At 61.3% G+C, this 10,701-nt stretch carries 10 protein-coding genes and 1 pseudogene; 7 read left to right on the top strand and 4 right to left on the bottom strand.

Annotated elements, in window-relative coordinates:
- Positions 1–399, top strand: a pseudogene (locus B3361_RS11080) (transcriptional regulator); the annotation flags it as partial.
- Here B3361_RS11080 and B3361_RS11075 read toward each other — a convergent pair.
- Positions 375–857, bottom strand: a complete 483-nt coding sequence (locus B3361_RS11075) for a TIGR02444 family protein (protein WP_009682207.1) — start codon at positions 855–857, stop codon at positions 375–377. The pseudogene B3361_RS11080 and the gene B3361_RS11075 sit on opposite strands and share 25 nt — an antisense overlap.
- Positions 858–907: 50 nt before the next feature.
- On the opposite strand from B3361_RS11075, the gene B3361_RS11070 reads away from it, so the two are divergent.
- The 5 genes from B3361_RS11070 (at position 908) to B3361_RS11050 (ending at position 5,271) form a co-directional block, all read left to right on the top strand.
- Positions 908–2,818 carry an ATP-binding cassette domain-containing protein gene (locus B3361_RS11070; protein ID WP_009682208.1) on the top strand — a complete coding sequence of 637 codons (1,911 nt, stop codon included), beginning with the start codon at positions 908–910 and terminating at the stop codon, positions 2,816–2,818.
- Positions 2,818–3,405 (top strand): mechanosensitive ion channel family protein, encoded by a 588-nt coding sequence (locus tag B3361_RS11065; protein WP_286920213.1) that lies wholly within the window; start codon positions 2,818–2,820, stop codon positions 3,403–3,405. Before B3361_RS11070 ends, B3361_RS11065 begins: the two co-directional genes overlap by 1 nt.
- A gap of 103 nt (positions 3,406–3,508) precedes the next feature.
- Entirely contained in the window at positions 3,509–4,141 is a 633-nt protein-coding gene (locus B3361_RS11060; protein ID WP_054905592.1) for a LysE family transporter, read from the top strand.
- Positions 4,142–4,321: 180 nt separating this feature from the next.
- Positions 4,322–4,564, top strand: a complete 243-nt coding sequence (locus B3361_RS11055) for a DUF2789 domain-containing protein (RefSeq protein ID WP_029884786.1) — start codon at positions 4,322–4,324, stop codon at positions 4,562–4,564.
- 68 nt (positions 4,565–4,632) lie between these two features.
- A complete protein-coding gene (locus tag B3361_RS11050; protein ID WP_009682212.1) occupies positions 4,633–5,271 on the top strand; it encodes a hypothetical protein in 639 nt (212 codons plus the stop codon).
- A gap of 6 nt (positions 5,272–5,277) precedes the next feature.
- Here the strand turns inward: B3361_RS11050 and B3361_RS11045 are convergent, their stop codons facing one another.
- The 3 genes from B3361_RS11045 to B3361_RS11035 all read right to left on the bottom strand — a co-directional run bounded on the left by B3361_RS11045 (position 5,278) and on the right by B3361_RS11035 (position 8,560).
- The gene (locus tag B3361_RS11045; protein ID WP_009682213.1) at positions 5,278–5,715 is read right to left on the bottom strand and encodes a CBS domain-containing protein; all 438 of its coding nucleotides are present in this window, start codon (positions 5,713–5,715) and stop codon (positions 5,278–5,280) included.
- 220 nt (positions 5,716–5,935) lie between these two features.
- Positions 5,936–7,666, bottom strand: coding sequence for a dipeptidase (locus B3361_RS11040; protein ID WP_054905590.1), 1,731 nt, complete (start codon positions 7,664–7,666; stop codon positions 5,936–5,938).
- A 648-nt stretch (positions 7,667–8,314) separates the two neighbouring features.
- Positions 8,315–8,560, bottom strand: a complete 246-nt coding sequence (locus B3361_RS11035; protein WP_054881267.1) for an AbrB/MazE/SpoVT family DNA-binding domain-containing protein — start codon at positions 8,558–8,560, stop codon at positions 8,315–8,317.
- A 641-nt stretch (positions 8,561–9,201) separates the two neighbouring features.
- Here B3361_RS11035 and B3361_RS11030 point away from each other — a divergent pair.
- Positions 9,202–10,701, top strand: a complete 1,500-nt coding sequence (locus B3361_RS11030) for a DUF3375 domain-containing protein (protein ID WP_082422837.1) — start codon at positions 9,202–9,204, stop codon at positions 10,699–10,701.

Raw genomic sequence — 10,701 nt, 5'->3', positions numbered from 1 at the left:
GCCGCCAAGGCCACTGCCGCCGCTAAACCTGCGGCCAAGCCAGCCGCCAAGGCCACTGCCGCCGCAAAACCTGCGCCCAAGCCGGCCGCCAAGGCCACTGCCGCCGCAAAACCTGCGTCCAAGCCAGCCGCCAAGGCCACTGCCGCCGCAAAACCCGCAGCCAAGCCAGCCGCCAAAGCAACAGCCGCCGCTAAACCTGCGGCCAAGCCAGCTGCAGCCAAGGCGCCAGCACGTACCGCGGCGAAACCGGCTGCCAAGCCTGCCGCCAGCAAGCCAGCCGCTGCCAAACCGGCTACACCTGCCCCCAGCACTCCGGCCGCTGATGCCAACTCGGCCACTTCGGTAGCGCCATCGGCGCCGGCCAGCACGCCTGCTCAGGCACCGTCTTCGGCGTCCTGAAGCGCTGCAGCCGCGGCGCGTAGCTGCAGCAACGCGTCATGTTGTCGGCCCTGGTCCGGCACCAGCCGGGCCAGCCAGTCGCCCGTGGGCTCAGCAGAGTCCGCGGGCCACTGCTGGGCACGTTCTTGCAAGCGTTCCAGCAACGCTCTTTCTGCCTGTAATTCCAACCCTTTCACTTGCTCGCGCACAAGTGCCAGCCGGCTATCCAGCTGTGCTGCCGCGCGCCATTGCTGGCGCAGGTCGCGTAGCGGGGTGACCACTGTCCGTTGCCAGGGGTCGGCAATGCCGTGCAATGCCTGCGCGCGCTGGTCCGTCACGGCAACCCCACGCGCCTGCAACCACGTGGCGCACAGCAGCAGGCAGACATCGCCACCCAGTGTTTGCAGTTCAAGGCAGGCGGCTTCTACGCCAGGCCTGGCGTACAAGGCCAGGGCGTGATTCCACAGGTCGGTGTGCATGGTTCCACTCGCGCTATGGGCCGAGGAAGCTGGTAGACTCCGCGACCATCATGATCAGACTATCCAACCTCACTTTACAGCGTGGTCCGCAGCGCTTGCTAGAAGGCGCCGAGATGACCCTGCACGCCGGTCACAAGGCCGGTCTTATTGGCGCCAACGGTGCCGGCAAATCCAGCCTGTTCGCCTTGCTGCGCGGTGAGCTGTCGCCCGATGCCGGCGACTGCCAGCTGCCCGGCGACTGGCGCATCGCCCACATGCGCCAGGAGGTTGATACCCTCGATCGCCTGGCCGTGGACTATGTGCTCGACGGTGACGTGCGCCTGCGCAAGGTCCAGGCCGAATTGGCGGCTGCCGAGCAAGCGCACGACGGCACCGCCCTGGCGCGCCTGCACAGTGAGCTGGAAAGCGCTGACGGCTACACCGCCGACGCTCGCGCCCGCAAGCTGCTGGCCGGCCTGGGCTTTACCAACGAGCAGATGGACCGCCGAGTCGGTGACTTCTCTGGCGGCTGGCGTATGCGCCTCAACCTGGCCCAGGCGCTGATGTGCCCGTCCGACCTGCTGCTGCTCGACGAGCCCACCAACCACCTGGACCTCGACGCCATTCTGTGGCTGGAAGACTGGCTCAAGGGCTACCCTGGCACGCTGCTGCTGATTTCCCACGATCGTGACTTCCTCGATGCGGTGGTCGACCATGTGCTGCATGTAGAGCAGCGCAAGCTGAACCTCTACAAGGGCGGCTATACCGCCTTCGAGCGCACCCGTGCCGAACGCCTGGCGCAACAGCAACAGGCCTACGAGAAGCAGCAGGCGCAGCGCGCGCACATGGAAAAGTACATCGCCCGCTTCAAGGCCCAGGCCACCAAGGCGCGCCAGGCGCAGAGCCGGATCAAGGCCCTGGAGCGCATGGAGGAGCTGTCGGCGGCGCACGTCGATTCGCCATTTGACTTCGTCTTCCGCGAGTCGCAGAAAATCTCCAGCCCGCTGTTGAGCATGTCCGAAGGCCGCCTGGGGTATGGCGACAAAGCCATCCTCGACAAGGTCAAGCTGCAACTCACCCCGGGCGCGCGTATTGGCCTGCTCGGCCCGAATGGCGCAGGCAAGTCGACGCTGATCAAGAACCTTGCCGGTGAGCTGGCGCCGTTGTCCGGCCGGCTGGTCCGCGGCGAGAACCTGGCCGTGGGTTATTTTGCCCAGCACCAGCTGGACTCGCTGGACGACAAGGCCAGCCCGCTGCTGCACTTGCAGCGCATTGCCCCCGCCGAGCGCGAGCAGACCCTGCGCGACTTCCTGGGAGGCTTCGATTTCCATGGCGCCCGTTGCGACGAGCCGGTGGTGAACTTCTCCGGTGGCGAGAAGGCACGGCTGGCGCTGGCGCTGATCGCCTGGGAACGGCCGAACCTGCTGCTGCTCGACGAACCCACCAACCACCTCGACCTGGAAATGCGCCTGGCGCTGACCATGGCCTTGCAGGAGTTCGCCGGCGCCGTGGTAGTGGTATCCCACGACCGTCACCTGCTCAAGAGCACCACCGACGACTTCCTGCTGGTCGCTGACGGCAAGGTCGACACCTTCGACGGTGACCTGGACGACTACAGCCGTTGGCTGGTCGAGTATCGCCAGCGCAGCGCGCCGGCCAGTACTGCACCGGTCAACCCGGACAAGACCGACAAGAAAGCCCAGCGCCAGGCCGCCGCGGCCTTGCGCCAGCAATTGGCCCCGCACAAGAAGGCCGCTGACAAGTTGGAAGCCGAGCTCAATCAGGTGCACGCGCAGTTGGCCGAAATCGAGACGGCGCTGGGCGACGCTGGGCTTTACGACGCGGCGCGCAAGGACCAATTGCGTGACCTGCTGGCGCGCCAGACCAAGCTCAAGCAACGTGAAGGGGAGCTGGAAGAGGGCTGGATGGAAGCACTGGAAACCCTCGAAAGCATGCAAGCCGAGCTTGAGGCGCTGTCCTGATGGAGGAGCTGCGTGGGTTGCTGCCTGGGCAGTGGATGGACACCTTATGGCTGGGCTTGCAGATCCTCCTTATCCTGGCGGTGGCTTTTGTCCTGCAGCGCATCGTGGCCCGTGGCCTCAGCCGCCTGGGCCAGCGCTACCCCTTGCCACCGGAGTTGCTGGTGCCCGTGCGCGGTGGCCTGCGCTGGTTGATCATGGGCAGCGCGCTGCTGTTCGTGCTGGAGCGCCTGGGGGTTTCGGCAACGGTGCTGTGGACGGCCCTGTCCGGTTTCGTGGCGGTGGCGGCGGTGGCGTTCTTCGCCATGTGGAGCGTACTGTCCAACCTGCTGTGCGCGGTGCTGATCTTCACGGTCGGGCCGTTTCGTATTGGTGATGTGGTCGAGCTGGTCGACACCCTCGACAAGCCGGCCGTAAAGGGCCGGGTAATCGCCATCAACCTGCTGTTCACTACCCTCCTGGAAGTGCCCGAGGCGGGCGGGGCATTGGTGCAGGTGCCGAACAGCCAGTTCTTCCAGAAGTCGGTGCGGCGCTGGCGCGGGGCCGAAGTGCAGGCCATGCACAAGGACGTGTTGCTCGAGGCGGACTGACATGGCCCGCATAAGCACGCTGAATTCTGCAAAATTTGCTGGTCATATTTTCACCAACACCTTAGCTTAATCTTTTGCAACATTAGTGCGAGCGAGGTGTGTGATGTCGATGGAAGTATGGTTGGGCTTTTTTGCCGCCTGCTGGGTGATCAGCCTTTCCCCTGGCGCCGGGGCGATTGCCTCGATGTCCAGTGGCCTGCAATACGGCTTCTGGCGCGGTTACTGGAATGCCCTGGGCCTGCAACTGGGCCTGATTTTGCAAATCGCCATCATCGCCGCCGGCGTGGGCGCCGTGTTGGCCGCCTCGGCCACGGCGTTCCAGTTCATCAAGTGGTTTGGCGTCGCTTACCTCGTTTACCTGGCGTACAAGCAATGGCGTGCGCTGCCAATGGACATGACCGATGAGTCGGGCGTGCGCCCCATCGGCAGGCCGTTGAGCCTGATGTTCCGCGGTTTCCTGGTCAACGTCAGCAACCCCAAGGCGCTGGTGTTCATGCTTGCGGTGCTGCCGCAGTTCATCAACCCGCATGCACCGCTGCTGCCGCAGTATGTGGCAATCACCCTGACCATGGTCAGTGTCGACCTGTTGGTAATGGCGGGCTACACCGGCTTGGCCGCACGGGTATTACGCCTGTTGCGTACTCCCAGGCAGCAGAAGCGCTTGAACCGCACGTTTGCCGGGTTGTTCATTGGTGCGGCGGCGTTCCTGGCGACCTTGCGCCGCGCACCCGTCTGACAGGCGCGCTGCGATAAATGCAGGTTCGATCGAGTCTTGTCCGTCGGGGTGCTGTCTATCAGGGGGCGGATGATCACGATCATCCGTTTCACATGAGCATGGAGCCGAACTTGCAACTGGTGCTCTCAACCCATGCCGGGCCGGCAGCTTCGATGCACGCCCCGGCACCGAGGAGGAAACATGGACAAGCCGATTCATCCTTTGTCGGAAATCTTCAAACAGTTGGGGCTGTCTGACGACCCGGTCGAAATCGACCGCTTTATCACGACACACTCACCGCTCGAGGACGATGTCAAACTGGTCGATGCGCCTTTCTGGAGCGATTCGCAGCGCGCGTTCCTGAAAGAAAAATACATCGCCGATGACGACTGGATCCCGATGATCGACCAACTCAACGAGGCGCTTCACCCCCAGAAAAAATAAAGCGCCGAGCGGCACCTGACGAGTGAATGGCCGTTGCTATGCTCAGGAAAACAATCGGGGATAGCGCGATGAAAGATCCCTACGTATCAGGTTTCTGGTGCTCCGTTTCCATCCTGGGCATTCTGACGGCCAGCTACTTCTACGGCATCAGGCAGGCGCATCAACTGAACCAGGCGGTGCAGTTCCTCTACGCCGCCGCCGCCGTCACCGTGGCTGTCGCCGTGGTGGCGCTGGCCTGGGTCGCCTGGCAGCAGTTGCACCTGAACAAGCGCGAAGTGATACAGGGGCGCACGTTGCTGACGATCTGGAACACCAAAGTTGCGCTACGCCGCGTCGAAACGGTCTTCGATCGTTATTTCTGGGGCAGCTACTGGCATTCGGGGCGCACTTTCGAAGAGGTCATGGGCGAACTCAAGGGCACCCCGCTGGAGCAAAGCCTTGATGCGCTGAAGCGCCAGTGCCGGGTGCTCGACCGCGAGATCCACGACCACCATCATCATTGGCTGGCCAACGCCCGCGACCTGTCCAGCGTGGCCCAGGCCATGGCCCGCGAGCGCTACCAGCTGGACCTGGGCGAACCCACGCAAAGCGGGCATGGCAATACCGCTGTGCTCAATCGCGACCTCGAAGTGCTGGTCTACACCTGGTCGGCGCGCCTGCGCAGTTTTGACCACCAACTGGACGAACTGGAGCGCGGCTATCACTGAAAGCGCTTATTCGCCGCGGATGTATTGCTCCAGCTGCTTGATCAGGCTGGCTTGCTCGGCAATGGTTTCCTTCACCAGGTCGCCGATCGACAACAGCCCTAGCAGCTCGCCATTGCTCACGACCGGCAAGTGGCGCAGGTGACGGTCGGTCATCAGGTTCATGCAGTACTCGAGGTTCTGCCTGGGCTCGACCGTGACCACTGGTGCACTCATGATTTCCCGTACCGGGGTGGCGGCAGAAGAGCGGCCCTTGAGCACCAGCTTGCGTGCATAGTCGCGCTCACTGACGATACCCACCACCTGCTTGCCCTCGACTACCGGCAGTGCACCGATGTTTTTCTCCGCCAGCATTTTCAGGGCGTCGAGCACCGAGTCATCCGGGCCGATGGTATACACGGTCTGGTGCTGGGACTTGGTCTTGAGGATTTGTTCGACGGTCTTCATACGGGCCTCTGCGGGTGGAAAAGCGCTGTCTCGGTGTAACTAAAGCATCCGGTACGGCGCTCTGCACGGCAATGCAGGAAACGGCATGGAGTCGATTGAAAAACGTCATCGGTGTTCGCCTATGCGGGCCTCTTCGCGGCTAAAGCCGCTCCCACAGGTGTGTCATTGGCCTCAGAGCCTGTGATGCACCCTATGGGAGCGGCTTTACCGGTGCAGCCGATCAGAGCTTCGGCATTTGCCCGATCCGCGCGACCATTTCGCTGACGACCTGCAGGTCCAGCATGAACTGCTCTACCGTCTTGAACTCGTTGTCGTTGTGCCCGGTGTACTTCACGTCTGGCATGGCCAGGCCGAACTGCACGCCGTTGGGCAGGTCGTGTACCGACGTGGCACCCGCCGAGGTGCCGAACTCATGCTTCATGCCCAGGTTCTCGCTGGCCACTGCCAGCAGAGCCTTCACCCACTCGCCCTCGGGGTTGCGATACATCGGTTCGTCCAGGCTGTAGTCGAAGGCTACCGAGGTGCGGCTCTGCCGGGTCCATTTGTCCAGTCTGGTGGCCAGTTCGTCCTTGATCGTGGCAAGCGGCTTGCCCTTGGGAATGCGCAGGTTCACCGCCAGTTTCAAGCCTTTTTCGTCCACCCCTACATAGGTCAACGACGCGGTCAGCGGGCCCATGAACGGGTCTTTGAAGGCCACGCCCAGCTTGTTGCCCAAGTAGTCCAGGCCCCAGTTGTCGGCAGCGTAGCGGGCGGCGTCGGTGAATTGGTTGTGCTTGAGCGGTACCTGCTGGCCCAGGCCAGCAAGGAAGTCGAGCATGCGCGCAACCGGGTTTACCCCGGACTCCGGCTCCGAGGAATGCGCGGAAACCCCGGTTACTGTCAGCACCACCTGCTTGCCGTCGGCCTTGGCGTCGATGCTGAAGTCACCACCGTGCTGCTTTACATACCCGGCGCCGGCTCGCTGCAGTTGGTTGGCGAGTGCTGCCGGGTTGTCGGTGGCCAGGGTTGCGACCGAGGTGGTGGGGATCTGGTTGGTGGCCAGCCCGCCTGTCAGGTTGATGATTTCAGCACCTTCACCCGTGGCCGGGCGTTTGCTGAAGCTGGCCATGATCGTACCGTAGCCCTTTTCGGCAATGACCACCGGGTAGCCGCCATCCAGCGCCAGGTTGTAATCAGGCGTAGGGTTGCGCTCGAAGTAATAGGGGATCGCATCCCCACTGGTTTCTTCCGTCGTGTCGATCAGCAGCTTGAATTGCCGGGCCAGTGGCAGGTTCTCGTCCTTGGCCACTTTCAACGCATACATCGCGACAACGATGCCGTTCTTGTCGTCTTCGGTGCCGCGGCCATACATGCGGTCGCCAACCAGGGTGACCTTGAACGGGTCCAGGCGGGTGCCGTCGTCCAGCTTCCAGTTGTCCGGATTGACCGGCACCACATCGGCGTGGGCATGGATGCCGATCACTTCCTTGCCGCTGCCGAGCGAAATTTCGTAAACCCGGTTATCGATGTTGCGGAACGCCAGGCCGAAACTGTCGGCCAGTGCTTTGATCTTGTCGGCGATTTTCAGGAACGCCGGGTTTTCGTACTGCGGCGTACCCTCGACGTTGTAGGTTGGAATAGCCACCAGTTCGCGCAGGGTTTCAGTGGCAGCCTTGCCGTACTTGATGCGGGTATACAGACCAAGCAGGCGGTTGATCTCGTCCTGTTGCCCGGCGGCCAGCGGTTTGCCGTTCAGGTAGGCCTGCAGTGTCGCCTCAAGGTTATCGGCCTTGGCCAGGTCACTGCCTTTGAGCTTGCCGAGGAACTGCTTGAAGTCACGCGGGTCGCTGCCGTCGAAGGTTTTGACGATTGCCGCGGCCTGTTGCTGAGTGAGGTTGGCCTGGGCCGGTTGGGTGAACAGGCCGATGCTGGCCAGCAACAGGGTGGTGGCGGTGAGTTTTTTCAGGTGCATGGTTGCGCGCATTCCTTCGCCATGGATTGTTATGGGGTACCCGTTGGAGCAACGGGAGGACGCCCACGCTAACATCAATGGCCAGTGGCACGGGAGTGCCAGAAACGCGACATGTCGCACAAATGAAAAAGCCCCGGGCACAGGCCCAGGGCTTTTTGATATGGCGCACTCGGCGGGATTCGAACCCACGACCCCTGCCTTCGGAGGGCAATGCGGTACAGGAATCTTGGTTGGTGGCAAGTCCTGTTAAGTGCCTCTAAGTGCCGTGTGGCAAGGCTTCCGACCTATAACCTAATCGACAGTCTATGACTCTTGGGAGCACTTAAGGGCTGTCACCTTGGGCACAAAAACGAAATTCTAAACTTCGATCTTTGACCACTAACCAGATCTATCGCATGGTCAGCCGTTCAGCTTGGAATACGATGGTTTGGAAATAAGATACGACCTCATGATCGCCCGGCTCAGGCTTCAAACCACGAGATCTTTCTCAAGCAGAGCGCGGCTCAGCTGAAATCTGATCATGCCAAATATTTCGGTCTCGCGTTCGAAGGCAAGCTCACAAGCGAGGAGCTTTTCCTCGCCTGATGACTCTGCCCTCGCATGGGCCAAGGCCGTGCAACATGTGCCGAGATTAGTACCGTAGCTAGCTCACTCGTCCTTGGCGTTTACATCGGCAGAGACTTTGCCAAACGACTCCCAATGGCCAACCAGCTCATCCACGCGATCAGGAATGCGCGGTGACTTACTGAGCACCAGACAGCGGGTTGTACCCACGTACTCCTCAAGGAGGTAGAGCGTGTCCCCAACGTCGACGCCCATCTCCTGCAGAACTTCGTCGGGTAGGCGAATAGCACCGTCGCCGTCCCAGTCCTCAATCACTACATGATTCCGCATCTCGACCTCAGGCAGCGGCTGAATGAAGTGTCCGCAGGGGGAGGCAACGGCGAGCCGATGCCAACGAAGTCCCGCGGCGCAGGTCGACAGAATAGCAAAAAGCTCTCGGGCTCAGAGCGTTGTAACGACGCCCCCCTCACCTCAGCCGCAGCTTCTGACATTTGAACTCGCTCCGGGCCTGCCAGGCACCATCGCCCTTAATGGGCAGAAAGTCCCGCAATACCACCGGAGAAATTCACTATCCCCATGCCGCACCCAGCTAATCCACCAGCAGCTCACTGATAGGTCATCGAGACTTCGCTCTATAGCCACCGTGGCTGCGCTGGCTTGCCGCAGGATGCCAGTGGCAGTCCCGCAAAAACCACTGAGCTGCCACATACTCTCACAGGGATCTCTTCGCCGAACTAGCCAAATACACCCTCGTGACGACAGATCCCTCCGCCAAATCGCCAATATCCAGCGTGCGCCCCCGGAATAAATCGTTAAACCTCGACTGGCCTGGCCTTTCACTCACTATTTCGTATGACGCAGCTCCTGCGAACCATTAAACGAAGCCCACCCGCCAGGACAAATACGTATCATGAGGCAGCGGGTTAGCTTGGTAAGCTCGCTCTCAGACAACCTTTGTCAATGTGGCCGTCATGGAAGAAAGCGCGCAACAGCGTTCAGAACGCTATGTATCCGCCCGCAGCCAGCACCCAGCATGGCTTTTGCTCGCCTCGCGGCGTGCTCCGCTCGTATTGGGCTGCCTGCGCACGCTATTCGAGCGGGCGCATGATGGGATCCCCATGGAGGATGCGCTGCAAGCGCTGTCCGAAATGCTGGCTGCTTATGCCAGCCAGGAGCTTTACGAAATCGACCCAGATGCAACGCATCTCCAAGCAGGTCGTGAACTTCGTGAATGGATCAAGCGGCGCCTCGTCGTAGAGCGAGAGGGCCGTATCTATGCAACCGACGCGCTGGAGTCAGCCATCCAGTTCGTAGATTCGCTGGATAGTCGGATCATGACTTCCACAGCATCTCGCCTTTCGGTGGTTCAGCGCGAGATCGAAAACCTGGAAACGGGTCTGAACCCCAGCCCAACTGGCCGTATTGCCAGCCTGCGCCGCCGAATCCAGGATTTGGAGCACGAGCTAGCGCAGGTAGAAGCTGGCAACGTCATCGTGCTTGATGAAGCGCAGGCGATAGAGGGCATACGCGAGGTATATAACCTGGCCACCAGCCTACGCGCGGACTTTCGACGAGTTGAAGACTCTTGGCGCGAGGCGGATCGCGCCCTTCGACACTCGATCATCAGCGAGCAGTCTCACCGTGGAGAAATCGTCGATCGGTTGTTGGACGGGCAAGATGCTCTACTCAACACCCCCGAGGGGCGTGTCTTCGAAAGCTTCCAGCAGCAACTGAGGCAGTCCGCTGAGCTGGAAACCATGCGTGAGCGTTTGCGCACCATCCTTCGTCATCCAGCGGTTCCAAAGGCACTGAATCGTCCCCAGCAACGTGAGCTACGTTGGCTGGCGTTACGCCTGGTTCGGGAGTCGCAGGCTGTGCTCCAAGCGCGCGCCCGAAGCGAGCGCGATGTTCGTGGCTTCATGAAGACGGGGCTGGCCGCCGAGCATCATCGCGTCGGACAGTTACTCAACGATCTCTTCAATCTAGCGCTCAGAGTCGACTGGCAACGCCAGTCAGAACGCCGTAAGCCTGCATGTTTACCACCAGTTGGCGTAGCCATTACCGGTATCCCGGCAATCGAGCGTCTCCGCTTCAAGACCCTGGATGACGATGATACGGGCGAGCTGGATCTGAGTTTGAAGCCTGCGGGGTTGGAGCAGATTGATGATGACTTCTGGGATGCCTTCGACGGGCTGGATCGTGAAGCGCTGATTCAGGACACCCTAGCTGTGCTGGCGGAGCAGGGGCGCCCTGTCAGTCTCGGGGAGCTTGCGTCTTTGCTTCCACCTGCTCACGACCTAGAAACCTTTGCGCTCTGGTTGGCGATGGCACGCGAGGCAGGTATTGAGGTGCTGAAAGAGGAGCGTCAGCTCGTGGAGCTAGTTGACGAGGATGAGCAACGCTGGCGCTTCAATCTGCCTTATGTCGGACTCGACCACGAGGCACTCAAGGACATCGATTGGGAGTTGTGA

The sequence above is a fragment of the Pseudomonas sp. UBA6699 genome, from assembly GCF_002454615.1.
In the GTDB taxonomy this organism is placed as follows: Bacteria; Pseudomonadota; Gammaproteobacteria; order Pseudomonadales; family Pseudomonadaceae; genus Aquipseudomonas; species Aquipseudomonas juntendi.
The sequence above is the reverse complement of the archived record's forward strand: the minus strand, read 5'-3'. Positions and strand labels throughout refer to the sequence as shown.

Excerpts from the sequence above, each read along its gene's own strand:
- B3361_RS11075 (WP_009682207.1), bottom strand. The coding sequence starts at position 857 with ATGCACACCGACCTGTGGAATCACGCCCTGGCCTTGTACGCCAGGCCT.
- B3361_RS11070 (WP_009682208.1), top strand. The coding sequence starts at position 908 with ATGATCAGACTATCCAACCTCACTTTACAGCGTGGTCCGCAGCGCTTG.
- B3361_RS11065 (WP_286920213.1), top strand. The coding sequence starts at position 2,818 with ATGGAGGAGCTGCGTGGGTTGCTGCCTGGGCAGTGGATGGACACCTTA.
- B3361_RS11060 (WP_054905592.1), top strand. The coding sequence starts at position 3,509 with ATGTCGATGGAAGTATGGTTGGGCTTTTTTGCCGCCTGCTGGGTGATC.
- B3361_RS11055 (WP_029884786.1), top strand. The coding sequence starts at position 4,322 with ATGGACAAGCCGATTCATCCTTTGTCGGAAATCTTCAAACAGTTGGGG.
- B3361_RS11050 (WP_009682212.1), top strand. The coding sequence starts at position 4,633 with ATGAAAGATCCCTACGTATCAGGTTTCTGGTGCTCCGTTTCCATCCTG.
- B3361_RS11045 (WP_009682213.1), bottom strand. The coding sequence starts at position 5,715 with ATGAAGACCGTCGAACAAATCCTCAAGACCAAGTCCCAGCACCAGACC.
- B3361_RS11040 (WP_054905590.1), bottom strand. The coding sequence starts at position 7,666 with ATGCACCTGAAAAAACTCACCGCCACCACCCTGTTGCTGGCCAGCATC.
- B3361_RS11035 (WP_054881267.1), bottom strand. The coding sequence starts at position 8,560 with ATGCGGAATCATGTAGTGATTGAGGACTGGGACGGCGACGGTGCTATT.
- B3361_RS11030 (WP_082422837.1), top strand. The coding sequence starts at position 9,202 with ATGGAAGAAAGCGCGCAACAGCGTTCAGAACGCTATGTATCCGCCCGC.